At 39.0% G+C, this 22,122-nt stretch carries 11 protein-coding genes; 3 read left to right on the top strand and 8 right to left on the bottom strand.

Translation table 11 applies throughout. From position 1 onward, the window contains the following. Window position 1 precedes the first annotated feature (1 nt). Both H4J41_RS00920 and H4J41_RS00925 read left to right on the top strand, forming a co-directional pair. Entirely contained in the window at window positions 2-574 is a 573-nt protein-coding gene (locus tag H4J41_RS00920; protein WP_182135477.1) for a chemotaxis protein CheB, read from the top strand. Further along, on the top strand, window positions 564-2,303 hold the full coding sequence (locus H4J41_RS00925; RefSeq protein WP_182135475.1) for an EAL domain-containing protein: 1,740 nt from the start codon (window positions 564-566) through the stop codon (window positions 2,301-2,303). The genes H4J41_RS00920 and H4J41_RS00925 overlap by 11 nt, the downstream gene beginning before the upstream one ends. Window positions 2,304-3,461: 1,158 nt before the next feature. Here H4J41_RS00925 and H4J41_RS00930 read toward each other — a convergent pair. The 8 genes from H4J41_RS00930 to H4J41_RS00965 form a co-directional block, all read right to left on the bottom strand. Continuing rightward, window positions 3,462-6,170, bottom strand: a complete 2,709-nt coding sequence (locus tag H4J41_RS00930; protein ID WP_182135473.1) for a M14 metallopeptidase family protein — start codon at window positions 6,168-6,170, stop codon at window positions 3,462-3,464. A gap of 311 nt (window positions 6,171-6,481) precedes the next feature. Beyond that, a complete protein-coding gene (locus H4J41_RS00935; protein WP_182135471.1) occupies window positions 6,482-8,092 on the bottom strand; it encodes a glycogen synthase in 1,611 nt (536 codons plus the stop codon). A 135-nt stretch (window positions 8,093-8,227) separates the two neighbouring features. After that, on the bottom strand, window positions 8,228-9,889 hold the full coding sequence (locus H4J41_RS00940) for an alpha-D-glucose phosphate-specific phosphoglucomutase (protein WP_182135469.1): 1,662 nt from the start codon (window positions 9,887-9,889) through the stop codon (window positions 8,228-8,230). Window positions 9,890-10,178: 289 nt separating this feature from the next. Further along, window positions 10,179-12,422, bottom strand: coding sequence for a 1,4-alpha-glucan branching protein GlgB (gene glgB, locus H4J41_RS00945; protein ID WP_182135467.1), 2,244 nt, complete (start codon window positions 12,420-12,422; stop codon window positions 10,179-10,181). Between the two features lie 255 nt (window positions 12,423-12,677). After that, window positions 12,678-13,949, bottom strand: coding sequence for a glucose-1-phosphate adenylyltransferase (gene glgC, locus H4J41_RS00950; protein ID WP_182135465.1), 1,272 nt, complete (start codon window positions 13,947-13,949; stop codon window positions 12,678-12,680). A gap of 68 nt (window positions 13,950-14,017) precedes the next feature. Next, a complete protein-coding gene (locus H4J41_RS00955; protein WP_182135463.1) occupies window positions 14,018-16,480 on the bottom strand; it encodes a glycogen/starch/alpha-glucan phosphorylase in 2,463 nt (820 codons plus the stop codon). Between the two features lie 23 nt (window positions 16,481-16,503). Then, complete coding sequence (glgX, locus tag H4J41_RS00960) at window positions 16,504-18,588, bottom strand: glycogen debranching protein GlgX (RefSeq protein WP_182135461.1); 2,085 nt, start codon at window positions 18,586-18,588, stop codon at window positions 16,504-16,506. A 255-nt stretch (window positions 18,589-18,843) separates the two neighbouring features. Beyond that, the gene (locus H4J41_RS00965) at window positions 18,844-19,140 is read right to left on the bottom strand and encodes an isoamylase early set domain-containing protein (protein WP_182135459.1); all 297 of its coding nucleotides are present in this window, start codon (window positions 19,138-19,140) and stop codon (window positions 18,844-18,846) included. A 368-nt stretch (window positions 19,141-19,508) separates the two neighbouring features. On the opposite strand from H4J41_RS00965, the gene malQ reads away from it, so the two are divergent. Next, window positions 19,509-21,743 (top strand): 4-alpha-glucanotransferase, encoded by a 2,235-nt coding sequence (gene malQ / locus H4J41_RS00970; RefSeq protein ID WP_182135457.1) that lies wholly within the window; start codon window positions 19,509-19,511, stop codon window positions 21,741-21,743. Window positions 21,744-22,122: the final 379 nt, after the last annotated feature.

The raw sequence follows: 22,122 nt of genomic DNA on the forward strand, positions 1-22,122 counted from the left end.
CATGAACAACTACGAAGCTATTGTTATTGGTGTTTCTGCTGGAGGTTTACACGCATTAAATCGTATTTTACCTCACTTTGATCAATCGTTAAAAACCCCTGTCATTATTGTACAACATCGACAAGACGAGCACGAAAATATGTTATCAAACCTGTTAAATAACATGACTACAACGCAAGTAAAAGACGTTGAGTTTAATGAAGTGATTAAACCACAAACCATTTATGTTGCCCCATCAGGATACCACCTGCAAATAGAGGCAGATAAAAGCTTTTCACTATCACGTGATCCTAAAGTGGAATATTCCCGTCCCTCTATTGATGTGTTGTTTGAAAGTGCTGCCGATGTTTTTAAAAATAAATTAATTGCCGTTATTCTTACCGGTGCCAATTATGATGGGAGTAATGGTTTAAAGAAAGTTAGAGAATTACGCGGACTAGCCATAGTAGAAAACCCCGCTACCGCAGGGTTTTCTACCATGCCTGAGCGAGCAATAACAATTGCAGGAGCCGATCACGTGTTATCGATTGATAAAATTGGTCAATACCTTAAGGAATGTTGCAATGGTCCATAACATTGATGGCAAGGCACAAGCGCCACGACCAAATTTGCTTGTTGTAGATGACAACCCTAAAAATTTGCATTCAACTAAACGTATATTACAAGAATTAGAAATCAATATTATTACGGTCGAGTCTGGTGAAGACGCGTTAAAAGCGGTGGTAAACCACAGTTTTTTCTTAATTTTAATGGATGTAAACTTACCTAATATGAGCGGCTTTGAAGCCGTGACCTGCATACATTCAAATGATAACTATAAACACATACCCGTTATATTCCTTACGGCGGTTAATAAGGATGAAATTTTTGTAAAACAGGGATACGATACTGGGGCGGTAGACTACCTAATAAAACCCATTTCATCACATATATTAATCAGTAAAGTAAAAATATTTCTAGATTTGAATGCCGCCCACGATGAAATGTATCGATTAGCGACAACTGATACCTTAACTAAATTACCTAACCGAGCTCACTTTCAAAGTTACGAATTATCGGTACTTAATTCGGCGGTTCGAAATAAAAGTATCTTTGCCATTTTATTTTTAGATCTTGATAATTTTAAAGAAATCAACGATACCTTAGGTCATGATGCGGGTGACATATTATTAAAATCTGTTGCTAATAATATAAAGGATTGCTTGCGTAATAGTGATATTGTTGCACGTATGGGCGGGGATGAATTTGCCATTATTTTGTCAACGATTACTTGTTCTGAAGATGCCGGAGTCGTCGCCCAAGAAATATTAAAGAAAATTAATGTTATTACTAAATATCTTGATGATGAAATACGAACGACAGCCAGCATAGGTATTGCCACTTACCCTAGCTGCGGTGAAAGCTGTGCTGAATTAAATAAATCAGCAGATATCGCCATGTATAAAGCCAAAGAAGCTCGTAATGGTTTTCAGTTTTATAATGCTGAAATGCAGAAGAAAATGTTGATGCGTTTATCGATAGTACAAGGTTTACACCATGCTATTGAAAATAATGAATTTGAATTGCATTACCAACCTAAGGTCGATGTTAAATCCAATGTCATTATAGGAATGGAAGCGTTATTACGCTGGAACAGTGCGAAAATAGGAGTCATAGGTCCAGATAAGTTTATTCCTATCGCAGAAGATACCGGGCAAATTATCACTATCGGCAATTGGGTATTGAAACAGGCTATTGAGCAAGCTGTACTTTGGAATAAAAATAATGCACCTCACTTACAAAAATCAATGGCGGTAAACGTTTCGGTAAAACAATTAACAAGTAAAGACTTTATTAATACTCTCAAAAAAAACCTAACAAGTTCAGGGCTTGCACCAAGTTTACTCGAGCTTGAGGTGACAGAAACAGCATTGATGGAAAACAAAGAATATGCCACTACATTATTAAACGACATTCATGAGTTAGGCGTTAAAATTTCGATTGATGACTTCGGTACGGGTTATTCTTCACTGAGTTATTTACAAAAATTGCCTATTGATACCATCAAGATAGATCTCTCTTTTGTTAGAGCGATTAATACTGATAAAGGTACCGATTTAATTATCAAAGCAATCATTGATTTAGCACATACTCTAGGGATGATTGTTATCGCTGAGGGTGTTGAAAACTTAAATCAAGTTCAGTTCTTAACCCAGCTTGGTTGTGATGTATTTCAAGGATATTATTTTGGCAAACCGAAACCCGAAAATCGATATGATGCTATTAACTTAACCGATATTACTAATCTAAATAGTGCGATATAAGTCGCTTAAAATAGGAGAGGAATTTCTTGTATTAGCTATGTATCATCAAAATCCTTGTCACTTACCTTAAATGAATTCATGAAGTTGAATGAACAAATACCGTTTATTTTACCTCCTCAAAACAGTCATAAACCTTATGTTTTTAATTAGAGAGTAATCTTTTGCTAATATAAACCTACCTTTGTATGGTGCTATGGGGCGTTAGTGCCTTAGACTTAATACTCTATATTTATTCAAAACTTAAATAATTCCAATGTCTGCTTTGGGGATTTGAGATCTAACGCCATGCAAAAGTTTTAGTCATAATTTTAGTTGTGAATGGATGTGAATTTTGAATGAAAAAGGAAGTTTTAGAATCTCTGATCTGCTGTTATTAACTCAAAAACTAATGTCAGGTAATGGCTATCAGTTGTCGTAAGGCTTAACTAATATCCTATGACCGCAATGGTGGCGAAGTTGCCAGTCAGGCTAACAGGTAATTAGCAAAAAGTTCTCATCAAATAACTCATATTCTCATCTATGGGGAACGTCCGCTATCAGGAAACGGCTAATGCAATATGGTTGTTAAGCCATGTCCGCTGTAGATCAAAACATACAAAACTTTTCAGTATAAATTCTAAAATGCTAAGGTCAGCAGTGTAGCATTTGTTAGCGTTCAGAAACAAAAAGCTATCGATGAATTTGAACTTGAAGCGGACGTTAGGGTTAACGAGTTGCTAACTTCCCCTTCGCGTACCAATAAGTCAGGTTCTATCTTTATTCACCAAAGCCCATTTTGCTCACCGGTATGAATAGACTTGCATGGAATTTTTGTTTCGATCTTTATTTAGCTTCTACACTAGGCGTTGTTTACATAGCGTAATCGTTTAAAGTTAATCAGTAATTAATTACTGATTAACAATTATGCTGCAGAATAAAGGCCGGCAGTTTCAAGTTTTAAACAAATATTTATAACTTGAAACTGAGTCACTGACTCAAGTGTATAGCAGGTAATATAACGAAAAAAATCAGGATGAAAAAAAGCGACTTTCGTCGCTTTAATAAAATTTACTTTAATACAGGGCTATTGATATTTTAGTAAGCCCTACTTAACCTCGCTAAGTGTTAAATAAATGGGCTCTATAACTGTACTAGCTATAAAACCAATCAGCTTAGCTGTTATCTCAATGGCTTAGCGTGGGCTGCAGCTCTGAAAATAGTATTCATTAACATAATATTTAGCCCATCTAAATAGGCTCTAGTGGTTGGCTCTTGGGTAAAAGCGATCACCATGCCTTGTTCCATAGGTTGATGAATAAGGTAGGGTTTATAAGCCAATTGCTTTTTATTTTCTGCCCATAAATAACCACTTGCTAACACATTTTCTGCATCAGTAAACCAAGCAAGGTTTTTACCTGACGCTAGTTTTATCGGCGCATATATATCGCTGCCATAGGCAATAGCGGTAAGCTTGTTATGTACCCCAGCCGTTAGCCAATGTTCTTGATCAACTTCAATATTAGCCAAAACGCCGGCAACAAAGTCAGGTTTTTCTTTTGGATTTTCACTGGCTGACACTAGCGCCTTTTTAGTGGTAAATAACTGCCCGTCAACCATAGACTCGCCTTCAACTTCTTTAACCTCTTTAGCTGCATTTGATTTATCATCTTTATTGTCTTTAAACGCGCGTTCTCTTTTGACATCTAACAAGGCAATATCATGCTCTGCAGCAAATTGCGTTGCACTACCCAGTGTGATCAATACGCCACCACGCTTTACCCATTGCTTGATATTTTCAGCGCCACTGATGCCCAGCAACTCTTTATAGTCACCCGAGGGTAAAATAAGCACTTGGTAATTTGATAGATTGGCACTTTTAAGCGTGTTGGTACGTATTGCCGTTACGGGGTAATTAAACTGACGTTCAATAACGAAGCGAGTATTACCTGCACTTAGCGAACTCACAGGTTCGTCCCATGCCATAGCAATATTGGGTGCTGTCATGGTAACGGTATTGCTACTACCAAAACTGGGGCCTTGAGTAACCCAACTTGAATTAACCCCTTGCACTTGCGCGCCTGAAGCTTTGGCTATTTTCATCACTTTTGTCGCTAAGTCATCGTCATTAGTTCGCTTTTCGATGATCAAGGTACCGGCATTGTATGTTTTTTCAGCTAAGGTAAAAGCTTTATCCGCGCTTTTAACAATAATGTTTTGCTGCAGTGCTGCGGTTAAAAATCGACCAGCGGCCATATCGCCCCAAGATACCAAATAGGCAACGCTAGCGTCAGGATTAATCACCTTGCCGATAAGTGGGTCATCACTTTTAACCCTATGGCTTGCTACTTTCACGGCTTTTGAACAGGCGTCAACATCAACATCGAACATTAACGGCAATGACCAACCCGTAACATCATAGATTTCATCGGCTAATTTTCTGGCGCGTCGACGCTCTTGCTCTTTAACAAAGGCAGGTGCCATATCAACTTGCTTGGTAAAGGTGGTGGTAACAAAACGACCTTTAGGCTGAGCTGTATCAATAAAATAAGCACCGGCTTGATAGCTTTTACCACATTGTTTAAAGGCCTTGTCGGCTTGTTTTACTTCAACGCCGTGCTGCGCCATCAGTGTTGCAAGGCGATGACCTCCTGCGACATTTCTGCGGTTAGGTAAAATATAGACCCGTTCTTTTTTATTTTCTTTACCTGCTCCAATCGCACTGGTTTGATAATGGTAATAGTCATTAAGTAATTTATCGTGACGGTCAGCAACACCTTCCGCCGTAGAAATTGAAGCAACAAAATGTCGTTGAACGGTATCTTTATAGGTTAACGTTTCACCGGTTTTCTTTTTAAAGATCTCACCTCTTGCAGAAGAAACCTCATAGGTTGACGCAGACGCACCATAAAATGTTGGCCAACTATCACCATAACCCGGGTAAAAAGCGTCAAAGACTTCACGGGTAAAATAATCAAAACCAAGACGGTCGAAATGTTTGCCATGGTTTTTACCAATAGCGGTCATGTTATCAATTTGAGTTTGCGTCATGTGCGGGTTAAAAGGCTGTGCTGCGGGTGAAAAGTAATAACTGCTATCACCGCCCATTTCATGTAAATCAATCACCACTAATGGCCGATAATGATTCATCACACGAATACGGCCTGCGGTTTCAGGTTGTGTTATCGCTAACCAATCTCTGTTCATGTCAAATAGATAATGGTTTGAACGGCCACTTGGCCAAGGTTCGTTATGCTCAGCGCTTAATCTGTCGGCACTGTGTTGCATGCCCACGGTGGCATAATAGCGACTGGTAAATCGGCTGCGCCCATCTGGATTTTGTAAAGGATCAATAAAAACGATGGTGTTTTTTAAAATTTTACGATTAGTCGCTTCATTGGGCGCGGCTAATAAATGATAAGCGGTCATCATCGCCGCATCCGTGCTACTAATTTCATTGCCATGAACGCCATAGCCTAACCATACTGAAGCAGGCAGTTGAGCAATTAACTGTTTCGCCGCCTCTTTATCGGTGATACGTGGATCAGAAAGTTTTTGCATTTTATTGGCAAAATCATCCAGATTATCAATAACATCACTTTTACCAATGGCGACATAAATAAGCTTACGGCCTTCCCATGTACGGCCGTATTCAAATAATTTAATTTGCTTGGGCGCTGCACGTTCGAGCGCTTCAAAGTAGCGCAGCATATCACCGTAATGAGTGATTTTTTCGCCAACGTCATAACCTAAAACGTCGGCAAAAGTTGGTATTGAGTTGTCATATTCACTGCCAGGCCACATCTGTTCGGCACTATTGGCTAAAAGTGTAAACGAGCAAACAAAGCTGATCAGGAGTGAAAAAAGTAATGGGGAGCATTTTTTTAGCATATTATTTCTCGTTCATGAGTCTGAATTAAGCTCAGAAGTTAAGTGTGTCGACTTAACGAAAATATTACGCGAAAAATAGCCTAAGTAGCGAATTTATCGATGAAATTTATAAAATATCAGTTGAATGCCCTTCTGACCCCATAACTTGTCGCTAAAACTAAAACTCTTAAAAAATTTTAGCTGACACTAAGTGCTTTAACCTATTGCCACTGAAAGCACTTAGTGAAGTGGCTATGTATATAATATATACCCCCTTCACTATAGCGTTTCAGCGCTAAGTAAAGAAAGTAGATTAAGGCGTAATAACAGGCTTAATTACGGTATAAATGTTTAAGGTAGTCATGTGCAACATCACTCCACAAGTACCTTGATTTAAAAGCATTAGTTGAGATTTTAGTCCAACTTTTTGGGCTTTTTTGTTTTATTGCTAATACCGACTGAAAACGGCTGAGCATATTTTCAGCTTGTTGTAGCGGATTATCGCCATTGAAGGTAAAACCGTTTTTATTATCGCTTATTGTGTCACTCAAGCCACCTACGCTGTGCGCTAAACAGGGTTGCCCAGCTCGCATTGCCAACATTTGACTGATACCACAAGGTTCAAATGAGCTTGGCATTAAGAATAAATCGCCAGAATTATACATACTGATTGATAACGCTTCTGAGTAGCCTTTTAAGAAAATAAAATTACTATGCTTCGAGGCTACCTGGGCTAAAAACGCTTCTAGCTTATTATCGCCACTGCCTAATAAGATAAAAACACCCTGATCAGACAAGCGTGTTAATAATTGCTCTAACGCGGTTTCGCCATTGGCCATTACTTGTTGAAAAAGCCGTACCTTTTGATCGGTAATGCGTCCAACTGACGTTAACACTAAAGGCGGTTTTTTATGCTTTTTCGTGGCCAGTTGTTTTAACCGCGTTATCGCGATTAAATGTGCGTTATCAACTAAAGGCTTATCGGCTAGCCACTTCATAACTTCCTGTTCACAAAGCGTCAGTAAATCTGTTAAGTTAAGGCGAACATTGACTTTATCTGGGTATTCGCAACCATTCAATATACCGTGCAAGCGTCCTGTAGCAGCGGCATGGCGCAAGTCATTTTCTAAACCTTCACCGCCATAATAGCCATGTTGGTCATTGCTGGGTAATAATATTTCTTTGGCGTAAGTAGGTGACACTGCATGGACTTTATCTGACAGGTTAATGCCAGAACGCATCGGGTTATAACAGTTGTGGTATCTAGGATCTTTGATTTGGTTTTCATCGAAAGCTAAGTCAGGAAACCAAGCCTTTAATGATGATTCATCGCCATCAAGGGGTCTAATACCTTGCAGTGCTATATTGTGAATAGTGTAAACGGTTTTAATGGCTTTTAAGGCTTGATATTGGGGATCGTATGCGCGCAATACTGACACCATAGCGGTATGCCAGTCGTGTAAGTGTATTACATCAATTTTACCAAAAACATCACTGATAACCGCTTTAGCCACCGCTGCGCTAAATAAGGCAAACTTGCTGGCGTCAGACGCAAAAGGTCGATTACTGGGGTCATCACAGTAAATTTCACCTATGCCACCAATGGCAAACAAAGGATGTTCAATCACCCATTGCGTCACTTTTTTTTCTGACGTGTCTGATAAAGAGCCTGATAAAGTGCCTGACGAAGTCGTTGGCGATGGTGTTAATGAAATCTTGAAAATATCAACGCTTTGCGCTTGCCCACCAAACATAACCTCTAATGCTGTCACATGTTGGGCACCGGCAAGCTTAGAAAAACTACCATAACCTGGCATGACCACATCAACCTCTTGACCTATTTTGGCTAAAGCGAGTGGAATATCTCGAACTACGTCACCAATACCACCAACTTTTCCGCGCGGTAAAGCGTCATTCTCTGCCGCCGCCATTAATATTTTCATTTCAATACCTTTCATTTGTTCTTATATTGTTGGTTTTTTTTCAGCAGTATGCTTATAACTCTATACTTAAAAAATAGGCTAACACACTAATGATAAAGCTAATTTTAGTAGGCAATTGCAATTACATTATCAGCGTTATGTGATCACGTCAGGCTTTTCTCTGCCGGTAAATTGTTTAATGCCTGCTACCGTTTCTGCTACTTGAATTAACTCACTAAGGGCTTGCTGTGTTTCTTGTGCTAACAGCGCTGGATCCTGCTGGTAACAATCTAAATAAACTCTTAACGTGGCTCCTTGCGTACCTGTACCTGAAAGCCTGAAAACAATACGTCCACCATTGTCTAAATAAAGTCGAACGCCTTGTTCAGTAGTTTTACTCTTATCGACGGGGTCGATATATTGAAAATCGTCTGCTGATGTTATTTTAACACCCGCAAATACCTGACCAGGTAAATCTGCAATTTTGGCTTTAAGTTGGCTGATCATTTCATGCGCATTCTCACTGTCAACCGCTTCATAATCATGGCGAGTAAAATAATCACGGCCATATTGCAACCAATGGTTTTTAACAATTTCACTGACTGGCTGTTGTTTTACTGCGATTAAGTTCAGCCAAAACAATACCGCCCATAAACCATCTTTTTCTCTGATATGATCAGAGCCCGTACCAAAGCTTTCTTCGCCACATAGGGTGATTTTACCGGCATCTAATAAATTACCGAAGAACTTCCAACCGGTTGGTGTTTCATAACAGGGTATATTCATCGCTTTGGCGACTCGATCAACCGCTCTGCTGGTTGGCATTGAACGAGCAACACCCGCAATCCCTTCAGCGTAAGCTGGTATCAAATCAGCATTGGCCGTTAATATCGCTAAACTATCGCACGGGTTAATATAAAACTGCTTACCCAACACCATATTGCGATCGCCATCACCATCTGAGGCGGCGCCAAAATCAAAGGGATCATCTCCATATAATAAAGCCACAAGCTCATGAGCATGCACTAGGTTAGGATCGGGATGACCACCACCAAAGTCGGTTAATGGCACACCATTAATGACAGATCCAGCTGGCGCACCTAAGCGTTTTTCAAGTATTTCTTTGGCATAAGGGCCGTTAACTGCATGCATAGCGTCGAAACATAGACGAAAATCGCCTTGTGCAAGCAAGCGCTTCATGGCCGTAAAATCAAACATCGACTCCATCAAATTGGCATAATCATTAACGGGATCAATAATATCAATTTTACACTCTGCTATTTGCACTGTACCGAGTTGGTCAAGTTCAACATCATTAGCGTCAATACTCAGGTATTGCTCCATAGATAAGGTTTGTTGAAAAATTGCATCGGTTAATTTTTCAGGCGCAGGTCCACCATTTTCGCCATTGAATTTAATCCCAAAGTCTTCGTCTGGTCCTCCGGGGTTATGACTAGCGGATAAAATAATACCACCGCAGGCTTGGTTTTTTCTGATCACACAAGAGGCTGCCGGTGTTGATAAAATACCACCCTGACCGACCAAAATATTAGTAAAGCCATTGGCAACCGCCATGCGGATAATCACTTGTATCGCTTCACGGTTATAAAATCGTCCATCTCCGCCTAATACCAGTTTTTTGCCGGCACAAGGCGCAATGGTATTAAAAACCGCTTGCACAAAGTTTTCCAAGTAACCTGTTTGCTGGAACTGCGTCACTTTCTTTCTTAAGCCCGAAGTACCAGGTTTTTGATCGGTAAATGCTTGAGTCTTTATTTGCTTGCTTTGCTGCACTTGCTTCACTTGCTCAGTGGTCATAACTTACCCTTAAAAATAATCTGTCTTTGACTAGAATCACCTGTAGGTTGAACTTCAGTCCATCAGGTTAAATAAAATTTAACTGCTCTGCTATCAATGCTGGTCGAAAAAGCTGGTCAAAAAAAACGCTGTATTTTTTTTGGCCCAGCCTATTAATGGCCTGCTTAACGGTTGACGGACTGAAGTCCGATCTACAAAACACTTGCCCAACGCCGCATTATCACTCCTAATCACTAGAAAGATAATGCTAGCTGGCGATCAATTTATGACGGCAATTTATGACTGCAACTTAGTCTTTTGCTTGCCATTCAAAAATCATGGTCGCTAAAGGAGGAACAGACATAATAAGTAGGTTTTCTTGACCTGCGTAAGGCTCATTTACCGAGTAAACACCACCGCCATTGCCGATATTACTACCGCCATAGTTGCTACTGTCAGTATTTAAACATTCTCGATAAAAACCTGACAAAGGCACACCGACACAAAAATTTTCGTAACTGCTGGGTGTCAAATTAACAACAACCAAAGCGGGTGCTGTGCCTGCTTGCCCTTTTCTTAAATAAATCAATATTGATTGTTTATTATTTTGTGAGTCTAACCATTCAAAACCGCTATTGTCACAGTCAAGCTCATGTAACGCTGGGATATTTCGATAAGTGTGATTAAGATCTTTAATCAGCGTTTGTACGCCTTTATGATTATCATGCTCAAGTAAATGCCAATCTAAACTTTGGTCATGATTCCATTCTTCACGTTGAGCAAATTCACAGCCCATAAACAATAACTTTTTCCCGGGATGAGTCCACATAAAGCCGTAATAGGCGCGTAAGTTGGCAAACTTTTGCCAATCATCCCCCGGCATTTTATTGAGTAGTGAGCCTTTACCATGCACGACTTCATCATGACTAATAGGCAAAACAAAGTTTTCACTAAAACTGTAAACTAAACCGAAGGTCATTTCGCTGTGATGATGTTGACGATGAATGGGATCACGCGCCATAAATTTTAACGTGTCATTCATCCAGCCCATGTTCCATTTAAAACCAAAACCTAAACCACCAGCGTCAACCGGTTTAGACACACCGGGCCAAGCGGTTGATTCTTCAGCAATCATCATAACACCGGGATGTTTTGCATAAGAGCGAGTATTAACCTGTTGTAATAATTCAATCGCTTCTAAGTTTTCTCGGCCGCCATGAATATTAGGTAACCACTCGCCCGCTTCTCGGCTGTAATCTAAATACAACATAGAGGCAACGGCATCAACGCGTAAGCCATCGATATGGAATTGGTCTAGCCAATAAATAGCATTACTGATCAAATAGCTTTGTACTTCTGCGCGACCGTAGTTATAAATAAGGGTTTGCCAATCGGGATGAAAACCTTTGCGAACATCTTCGTGTTCATAAAGACAAGTGCCATCAAAGTTACCCGTACCATGCTTATCCGTTGGAAAATGTCCCGGTACCCAATCCAGTAGCAAACCAATACCGGCGCGGTGACAACAATCAACAAAAAATTTAAAATCATCGCTACTACCAAAACGTGCCGTAGGTGCGAAAAGTCCAATCGGTTGATAACCCCATGAACCGTCAAAAGGGTATTCACTTACCGGCATAAGTTGCAGATGGGTAAAGCCCATTTCTACGGCATAAGGGACTAATTGCTCAGCTAATTCACGGTAAGTTAAATAACTTGGCGCGTGAATATGATCAGCATTATTTTCTTGGTTTCTTTTCCAAGAGCCTAAATGCACTTCGTAAATAGAAACCGCGCCATTATATTGATTAGATGACGTGTCGCGTTCATTTATCCACTGCTGGTCTTGCCATTGATAGTCACTGTTTTGCATCACTTTAGACGCAGTTTCAGGGGCAAGTTGCATAGAAAAAGTATAGGGGTCGGCTTTTAAAGGTTGAATTTGAAAGTTTTGATCGGCTATTTCGTATTTATAACTGGCACTAGCAGCAACATTAGGGAGAAATATTTCCCAAATGCCAGAGCTTAGATATTTGCGCATAACATGACGTCGACCATCCCAAAAGTTAAAGTCGCCCACTACAGAAACACGAGACGCGTTAGGCGCCCACAAAACAAAATGCGTTCCTTGGACATTATCTACTGTCACTTCATGCGAGCCCATCCATTGATAGGTTTGTTCGTCAGTACCTTCACAAAAAAGGTATAAGTCTTGATGCGTTAATAAAGAGGGATAACGATATGGGTCATCGACAATAATGCTTTCATTTTTATAATAAATGCGTAAACGATAATCAAATGTATTTCTTCTTCGACCTAATTTTCCTTCAAAAAGTCCAGCTTGATCAACTCTATTGAGTGTTGCCACCAATTTATTATTTTTGCTATCGATTACCTCGACACTGAGTGCTTCAGGTAGAAAAGCTCGCACAATTAACCCGCTCACTGTTGGGTGATTATGCATACCTAAGACAGAAAAAACATCTTGATGTTGCAGATTAACTATTGCTTTAACCGATTCGTTATCTAACAAGCTTTTTGCTAGGTTATCCATTGTGTCTTCCTAGTATATCGTTAACTCTTTATGTGATTACTTTTACCAAGCTAGATTTTATGACTTTAAAATAAATCATTAAAAACAAGAGATTAATTGTAATTAATCAAGATAAAACCTAAAGATTTACTCACGATAGTTCATGACAAACTAACCTTTGTAAACTGCTATAAAAGTTAAGTAAAATTGATAATAACTTAGGTAATTTCATCGATGTTCGAAATTACCCGTTAAATTAATCATGCTTATCACTAACTAGTTAGTATGCTTCTCTAGTTTTTCAAGCATATCTCTAGTGACTAAAACCACGCCTTTATTAGTAACCCTGAAGCCATTGGCACGGTCATCATCATGATTTATGCCAATTTCCATGCCTTCTGGAATAACACAGCTTCGATCGATAATGGCTTTTTTAATTTTACTGTTACGATTAATAATAACCCCAGGTAAAACAACTGCTTCATCAATATCACAATAAGAGTTAACTCTTACTTTTGAAAATAATAAAGAGCGTTTCACTGTAGAACCCGAGACAACAACGCCGCCAGATACTGTAGAGTCAATCGCTATACCGCGACGATTGTCTTGGTCAAAAACAAATTTTGCTGGGGCGGTTTGTTCTTGAAAAGTCCAGATAGGCCAGTTTTCATCGTACATATTAAGTTGCGGCTCAGGCTCAACTAATTCCATATTAGCTTCCCAGAAAGAATCTAAAGTACCTACGTCACGCCAGTAAGGTTGTTTTTCACTATCAGGGTCTTTAAATGGAAAAGCAAATACCCGATGAGATTTGATTATTTTAGGAATAATGTCATTACCAAAATCGCCACTTGAGCCTGCTTCTGCGGCATCTTTTTCTAGTTGCTCAAATAAGAATTCAGTATTAAAAACATAGTTACCCATTGATGCTAATGTAACACCAGGTTTACCAGGCACTTCAGATGGATTGGCCGGTTTTTCATCAAATCGACAAACACGACTGTCTTCATCAACGGTCATTACACCGAACTGACCCGCCGCTTCTTCAACCGAGGTTTCAATACAACAAACCGTCATATCAGCTTCATTAGCAACATGCTGCGCCAGTAATGGACCATAATCCATACGATAAACATGATCACCTGATAAAATCATCACGTATTTTGGCAATTCATGCCTGATGATATCAATGTTTTGAAAAACAGCATCTGCCGTGCCTAGATACCAACCATCACCCTTTTGCTGTGATGCCGGTAAAATTTCAATTGACTCACCTAATTCTTTTTTAAAGTGTCCCCAGCCACGGCTGATATGACGAATCAGCGAGTGTGATTTATATTGAGTTGCAATACCAACGCGCCTAATGCCTGAATTAATACAGTTAGATAAAGGAAAGTCTATGATCCTAAATTTACCACCAAAAAATGTTGCCGGCTTAGCTCTTTTGTCTGTTAATTCATACAATCTTGAACCTCGGCCCCCCGCCAAAATCAACGCATAAGTCTCTTTTGTTAAATTACTTATTCTTCTTTCTACATTATTGGGCATAACTTATCCTTTATAAACATTAATTAACGTTCAAGAAATAGCGTTTTACTTTTTAAGTAAGTAAATTACTAAAGCTTCCATATTTCATCTCGATACTGCCTGATCGTATGATCGCTCGAAAACACACCACTAGCCGCAGTGTTTAAAATACTCATTTTGGTCCACAATTTTTGATCGCTATAAGCTTTATCAACAAGGCGTTGAGCTTGAAAATAACTGTCAAAATCATAAGCGGTTAACCACATATCATCTGGATTACGAATAGCATTAATAATTGAATCGAAAATACAGGGTTCAAATAAATTAAAGTGACCACTTTCTAACAAGTGCATTACCGCCGATAACGTGGCGGAATTAGCTATAATGTCGTTAGGTTGATAATTTGCTCGAATAGCTGAAATTTCGTGAGCTTGAGCGCCGAATAAGAAAAAGTTTTCTGCGCCAACGGCATCTCTAATTTCAATGTTTGCGCCATCTAATGTCCCTATAGTTAGCGCACCATTCATCATAAACTTCATGTTACCCGTACCCGAGGCTTCTTTACCTGCCGTTGATATTTGCTCAGACAAGTCAGTTGCAGGGCAAATAATTTCCATCGCAGAAACATTGTAATTCGGTACAAAAGCAACTTTTAAGTACTTAGCGGCTTTAGGGTCTAAATTGATGGTGTCAGCGACATTATTAATCAGTTTAATAATCTCCTTCGCCATCACATAGCCTGGAGCCGCTTTACCGCCAATAAGTACGCAACGCGGTGTAATATCAGCGGTATCGCCTTTACGAATACGATCATACAAGCCAATAACATGCAAAATATTCAGTAGTTGACGTTTGTATTCATGAATACGTTTAACTTGCACATCAAACATCATATCAACAGCAAACTTAACGCCTGTTGCTTTTTCTACATAGTCAGCTAAAACGGCTTTATTGGCCTGTTTACTTGCGCGCCATTTTTCTTGAAAAGCATGCTCTTCAGCATATTTACTTAATTGAACCACATGAGCAAAATCAGCAACCCAGCCTTTATCAATTTTACTTGAGATAAGTTTAGCTAAACTGGTATTGCAATGAGATAACCAACGGCGTGGTGTAACACCGTTCGTTTTATTGTTGAATTTTTCAGGCCAAAGTTGGTAGAAGTTATTAAATAATCCAGCTTTTAACAGTTTAGTATGCAAAGCCGCCACACCATTAACTGAATAACTACCCACAATCGCTAAGTGTGCCATACGTACCTGTGGTTCATGGCCTTCTTCAATTAATGACAATGCTTGTTGCTTACTCGAATCTCCAGGCCATGCAACAGCAACCTGTTGAAGAAAGCGGGCATTAATTTCATAAATAATTTCTAAAATACGCGGAATTAACTTAGCAAATAAACTAACAGGCCACTTCTCTAAGGCTTCAGGTAATAACGTATGATTGGTGTAGGCCATTGTTTGTGAGGTAATATTCCAGGCGTCATCCCATGACATAAAATAGTCATCCATCAAAATACGCATTAATTCAGCGACAGCAATGCTTGGATGGGTATCGTTGAGTTGAAAACTATTCAGTGCAACAAATTGATCAAAGTTGTCACCACAATTTTCAACATAACTATTAATGGTATCTTGCAGAGACGCTGAAGATAAAAAGTACTGTTGTCTTAGGCGCAGTTCTTTACCATTTTCACTACTGTCATTTGGATAAAGTACCATAGTGATTTGTTCAGCTAGATTTTTTTTAGCGACTGATTCAGTATAACTACCAGCGTTAAATTCATCTAAATCAAATTCATCTGTCGCTTCAGACTTCCATAGTCTTAAGGTATTAACAATACCATTTTGATAGCCTGGAATCGGCATATCATAAGGCACGGCAAGCACGTCTTGGGTATTATTCCATTGGCGATGCTGTTGCCCATTGCGCTCTTTAATCACATCAACATGACCAAAAAATTTAACTCTGATGGTTTTTTCAGGTGCGGCAATTTCCCATGGATTACCATTACGTAACCAATTATCAGGATGCTCAACTTGCGCGCCATTTTTAATTTCTTGATTGAACATGCCGTATTCATAACGAATACCGTAGCCTATAACGGGTAAAGACAAACTTGCACAGCTATCTAAGAAACAGGCCGCTAAACGTCCTAAACCACCATTACCTAGGCCAGCGTCATGTTCTGCTTGTTCAACATCTTCTAGATCACAGCAATAACCTTTTAAAGCATCACGAACGGTATCATCTAAATCTAAATTCAAAATGGCGTTATTAAGTGTGCGCCCCATTAAAAATTCTAATGAAATATAACCCACACGGCGCTGATGACCTCGAGATTCTCTGGTGGTTCGCCATTGTGCAACTAAACGATCACGAATGGTGATCGCGAGCGCGTTATAAAGGTATAGGTGAGACTTTTGCATCTTGTCACGACCTAATGAAAAATGAAAATGTCGGGCTAAATCTTCTGAAAAGGTGTGTTCATTCATCAGAACACTTCCATCTGATGCAGTAACTTCACATTGGGTATTTTTTTTATTCATCAATCCGTACATCCTATTTGTTTTTATAAACAATCATTTAATAAAACAATTGTTGAAAATGGTGCCATGGTAATCAGTCGTTCTGCCGGTATATTTCGTACTTCTGCTTGCTCACTGCTCGACGTTGTATCAATCATAACTTGCCAGTGTTTTACGGTATCAATCTCTGGCAATTGAAATTCTATCGGCTCTGCTCCGGCATGAAAAAGGCATAGAATAACCGGCGTATCTGGCGCTTTCTCTTGTATCAAATAACCTAATGTTGCCGCATGATGAGAATGCCAATGATCTTTTTGCATGGCGAATCCTGACGGATGGAACCAGGTGATATCCACGGGAGATTTTTCATCATCTTTATGAATAAAACGATCATGGGTTAACATAGAAAAACGTTTTCTTAGTTCAGCCAAGCTAGCGGTAAATAATTTAAGTTCTTGCGCATAAAGCGCGTTTTCATCCCAATCTAACCAATTTATTTCATTGTCTTGGCAATAAGCATTGTTATTGCCCTGTTGACTACGCCCTATTTCATCTCCTGCCAGCAGCATAGGTACGCCTTGAGACAACATAAGCGTTGCCATCATATTTTTTATTTGCCGTAATCTCAGCGACAAAATAGCCTCATCGCTAGTTTCACCTTCTATGCCGTAATTATGGGCAAAATTATCGGAATGACCATCGCGATTTTTTTCACCGTTGGCTTCATTATGGCGGTCTTGATAACTGACTAAATCACGTAAAGTATTACCATCATGACTGCAAAGAAAATTGATGCTGGCAAAGGGTTGGCGACCACTGTGTTCAAAAATATCACTTGAGCCATGAATTCTGCGGGCAAACTCAGGCAACAAGCCTTTATCGCCTCGCCAATAACGTCTCATGGTATCTCGATAACGGTCGTTCCATTCAGACCACGGCGATGGAAACCCGCCTAATTGGTAGCCTCCGGGACCAATATCCCATGGCTCAGCAATCATTTTTACACTATTGAGAATGGGATCTTGTAAAACAGCGTCTAAAAAGCCATTACTTTTATCAAAACCATGTAGCTCTCGCCCTAAAATAGTGGCTAAATCAAATCTAAAGCCGTCAACACCCATCACCTGAACCCAATAACGTAGACTGTCCATCACCATTTGCAATACACGGGGATGACTAATGTTCAGGGTATTTCCACAGCCAGTGTCGTTAATGTAATATCGGGGTTCAGCAGAATTTAAGCGATAGTAAGAAAGGTTATCTATGCCTCTAAAGCTTAGCGTTGGCCCTAATCTATTCCCCTCACACGTATGGTTGTAAACCACATCAATCAACACTTCAAAACCCGCCTGATGCAGTTCATCAACCATGCGTTGAAAATCAAGTATTTGATTATGGTTTAAGTAATCTTGATGGGGCACAAAAAACGCCAATGAGTTATAGCCCCAATAATTAGACAATTTTTTGTCCGTTAAAAATTGCTCTGAAATGAATTGCTGTACCGGTAGTAATTCTATCGTTGTGATACCAATAGCACGATAATGAGCGATCATCGCCGGATGACTAATACCTAAAAAAGAACCGCGTAAGTGTTCAGGTACTTGCGGGTTAAGTGCCGTTAGGCCTTTAACATGTCCTTCATAAATAACAGTGTTTTTCCACGCAATGGGCTTTCTTTGTACAAGCGTTGCAGAAACGTCGGTAACCACAGCTTTGAGCATTACATCGGCATTATCTCTAGCATCAAACGATAAATCTTTTTTAGGATCATTGACATTATAAGCAAAGTGACGCTCTGACCATGAAAAGTTACCTGTTAATGCTTTTGCATAGGGATCTAACAATAATTTATGATGATTAAAGCGATGACCAAACTCTGGATTATAAGGCCCATAAACGCGATAACCATAAACTAAACCGGCTTTAGCACCTTTAAGAAAGCCATGCCAAATATCATGTTCACGTTGGGGTAAAACAAAGCGTTTTAATTCTTTGCTGCCATATTCGTCAAAAACACACAGTTCAATTTTTTCAGCATGAGCTGAAAAGATAGCAAAATTAACCCCAGTCTCGGTAACAGTTGCGCCTATTGGATAGACACTGCCGGGCTCCATTCTATAATGTTCCATGTTTCTCCAGTAACCTAATACAGATGGCTATCGTTTAATTTATACAGAGTGCCATCTTAATTAAAGTAATAAATTAAAGTAATAAATTAAAGTTGCTTATAAGTTGAATCATCAAAAGCTAAACTTGAAGTAGACATTAGCTTTTTATTTTTATTTTTATTTTTATTCTATTAAAATAGTGTTCGTCGTTTATAAAATAAAAGACAAAGGCTTTATTCAATACTTGCCCATCATAACCATAGTTTCAGTTACATTTTAAGGCGTAGTGACTACGACACTATTTTCACTGCCAAATTCATTGGGTAAGTATTGGTCAGCTTGATAATCATTTTCCCACTCAGTAGCATTTAACAGATAACGAAAATGAAAAATGCCCCCTTTAGGTAATCTCAGCTTAGTTTTAAAACTCTGTGTTTTTTTATTAAACTTCATTTCAATGGCTTGCCAGTCATTAAAATCACCAACGAGTGCGGCTCTTGTTACGTCACTTCTATTAAATTCAAAAGTGACTTCAGTTTCATCTTTGGTTTTAAAAAATTTCTTAGTTAGCATTGTTATTCTCCATAAATAATGCACTAATTGATCTAACATCAGTGATTGCGCTTTATTTAAGTGCTAAATCTTACAACTAATTGCCCATAATGCGCGTTGTTGATTGCAATAGTCATTTATATATCACCATGATAGAAAAGTATAAATCGAGTCAATTATAAAAACTAACCAGCATCATTAAAGTGATTTTACTATTTTGCTTATGTGTAACTTTATTTTTGTTGTAAAGTTATGTAAAAAAATTACATTTAATAAGTTAACAGCTAAAAAAGTACTATAAAAAGCTTTTATCGCTGTAATTCTAAACTATAAATTGTTAAAATTACAACAATATGTAATTTTATTTCATGATAAAAAAGAGAGTTTACATGAGTCTCATCGAACAATTAGCCGATATAGTTGGTTTTCACTCAAGTTACACAGGGACATTTGGCGATCAAGTGTATGCTAAAGACCAAGCGAAACGGGCGTTGTTAAAAGCAATGGGTTTTGAATTGGATGACAAGTCATTAACTGAATCAATCGATTCATTAAAGCAAAGTCAGTGGCTTAATATTTTACCTGTTGTTCATATTGCCAAACTTGAAGAACAACAACATGTGATTAGAGTAAGTCTGCCTAAAATGGGCAAGTTATTACTCAATTGGAAGGTCACACCTGAGGTAGGCAGTGAGATAGAGAGTGGCGTAGATAGTGGAGTAGAGAGAAAAATAGCCAGTGAAGTCATAGGCTCCATTAACGTTGGCGACATGCAAATTATTGCTGAGCAAAAAATAGCTGAAACACAATATTGCCAATATTTATTAATTTTACCTAAGGTTGAACAAGGTTATTACCAACTGACGATAAGTTTTGGTGATGTTCAAGCGAGTTGTCCGCTGCTCTATGCACCTAAAAACTGTTACAGCGCTCAAGAAGCTTCAGTGAATAAAATATGGGGCTACACTGCCCAGTTGTATTCACTGCGCAGTAAAAATAATTGGGGCATAGGTGACTTTACTGATTTAGCTAAACTGGTTGAAACCTCTGCGCAGCAACAGGCCTCTGCTATTGGATTAAATCCATTGCATCCGCTTTATCAAAAAAATCCTGCTCATCGTAGCCCTTATTCACCATCAAGTCGTTGCTTTTTAAATCCACTTTATATAGATGTCACCAAGGTAGCCAACTTTGAACACTGTGAACTTGCACAAATAAAAGTAAAAACTAAAACCTTTCAGCAAAACATTACCGATGCTAAAGCCAGTGATTTGATTGATTACTCTGCGGTTGCAAAACTTAAGTTTGAAATCACCGAGTTGTTGTTTGAAGATTTTTATCACTACGATACCAGTGCTAATCAAACCGATTTTTATAAAAAAATGTCAGTCGAGTTTGATCATTTCAAACAAATAAATGGTCAAAAATTACAGCGTTTTGCAACCTTTGATACTTTGTATGAGTATTTTAATATCGCGGATAAAAATGCTTATGGTTGGCAAGATTGGCCAACCAGCTTTCAAGATCCAGATAGTGAAGAGGTCTATAGATTTCAACTTGCTCATGCTGCACGCATTGAGTACTTTTGTTTCTTACAATGGATAGCACATCAACAATTGAGTGCCGTCACTCAATATACCGTCGACAAAGATATGGCGATTGGCTTATATCTTGACTTAGCTGTGGGTTGTGATGGCTCAGGCTTTGATGTTTGGTCTGATAAGGAACTTTATGTTGCTGGTGCTGCAATTGGCGCACCACCCGATGGTATGAACCCGCTAGGACAAAATTGGGGATTAACGCCAATTAACCCTGTCGCATTACAAAAACAGGGCTATCAGCCATTAGTAAAAGCACTTCGTAGCAGTATGCAATATGCCGGTGCTTTACGTATTGATCATATTTTAGGCTTAATGCGGCAATATTGGGTAGCGCCAGGCATGGCAGCAAATGAAGGTGTTTATATTAATTTTCCTTGGGATGATATTTTACGGGTGATCGCCTTAGAGTCTCGTCGTAATCATTGTGTTGTGATTGGCGAAGACCTGGGTAATGTGCCTGAAGGATTTAGCGAAACTATTCAAAATGCAGGTCTTTTATCTTTCAAAGTATTGTTTTTTGAGCGCTGGGAGTCTGGTTTATTCAAACGTCCTGAAAATTTCCCCACTCAATCAGTGATAACGGTTGCCACCCATGACACCGCAACATTAACGGGTTGGTGGCAAGGGCGAGATTTACAGTGGCGTCAACAGCTTAAGCTTTATCCTAATGATGAAGCCGGACATGCAGATAGAGATGCACGCGCCAGTGAACGCGAAAACCTGCTTGCGGCTTTAGACGATCTGCAAGTAATCGATATGAGCAAAGCGCCACCACTTGAACCCGCACTGATGAATAGCGAACTGAGCATTGCTGTGCAAAAATATTTAGCCACTTCGCCAAGCCATATTCAACTCATTCCATTGGAAGATGCCTTAGAAGTATCAGAACAAGTGAATATTCCAGGTACCATTGATCAGCACCCTAATTGGCTACAAAAATTACCGGTAGCGCTAGAGGATTTTTCTCAAACCAGTTCAGTGAGAAAAATAGCTCAAGCGATGAATATAGCGAGGCCGAAATAAATAAATTTTTATAGCATATAAACTCTGCTGAAAAGTTTATAACTCAGTAAGCCTAACTAAATGTTCAATAAAATATAACAGAACAAAAGCAAATATGGGTAAAGTGCAGATGACAAAGGTTCATTATTGATCTGCACCTTACTATAGTGCTAATTTCAAGCTATATGTTGGCAAAAAATATAACGTCCATTCATTCGTTCATTCTATTCTGCCATTAAGTATCACATCCTGTGACTTATTGGCTGATTTAATCTACCAATAACCACTTGATAGCAATGCTAATATCATTTAAAAACTGCTTATTTTAATGCCTCTAAAACATTTTTCATCTAACGGATTTAAGCTTAATCATCCAAGTAATAGTCATAAGATACTAATC

The sequence above is a fragment of the Colwellia sp. MB3u-45 genome, from assembly GCF_014077005.1.
In the GTDB taxonomy this organism is placed as follows: Bacteria; Pseudomonadota; Gammaproteobacteria; order Enterobacterales; family Alteromonadaceae; genus Cognaticolwellia.

Bases quoted from the DNA above. Each gene is read 5' to 3' on its own strand.
- H4J41_RS00935 (WP_182135471.1), bottom strand. From the start codon at position 8,092: ATGAAAATATTAATGGCGGCGGCAGAGAATGACGCTTTACCGCGCGGA.
- glgC (WP_182135465.1), bottom strand. From the start codon at position 13,949: ATGCCCAATAATGTAGAAAGAAGAATAAGTAATTTAACAAAAGAGACT.
- H4J41_RS00925 (WP_182135475.1), top strand. From the start codon at position 564: ATGGTCCATAACATTGATGGCAAGGCACAAGCGCCACGACCAAATTTG.
- H4J41_RS00955 (WP_182135463.1), bottom strand. From the start codon at position 16,480: ATGAATAAAAAAAATACCCAATGTGAAGTTACTGCATCAGATGGAAGT.
- H4J41_RS00930 (WP_182135473.1), bottom strand. From the start codon at position 6,170: ATGCTAAAAAAATGCTCCCCATTACTTTTTTCACTCCTGATCAGCTTT.
- H4J41_RS00920 (WP_182135477.1), top strand. From the start codon at position 2: ATGAACAACTACGAAGCTATTGTTATTGGTGTTTCTGCTGGAGGTTTA.
- glgX (WP_182135461.1), bottom strand. From the start codon at position 18,588: ATGGAACATTATAGAATGGAGCCCGGCAGTGTCTATCCAATAGGCGCA.
- H4J41_RS00940 (WP_182135469.1), bottom strand. From the start codon at position 9,889: ATGACCACTGAGCAAGTGAAGCAAGTGCAGCAAAGCAAGCAAATAAAG.
- malQ (WP_182135457.1), top strand. From the start codon at position 19,509: ATGAGTCTCATCGAACAATTAGCCGATATAGTTGGTTTTCACTCAAGT.
- glgB (WP_182135467.1), bottom strand. From the start codon at position 12,422: ATGGATAACCTAGCAAAAAGCTTGTTAGATAACGAATCGGTTAAAGCA.
- H4J41_RS00965 (WP_182135459.1), bottom strand. From the start codon at position 19,140: ATGCTAACTAAGAAATTTTTTAAAACCAAAGATGAAACTGAAGTCACT.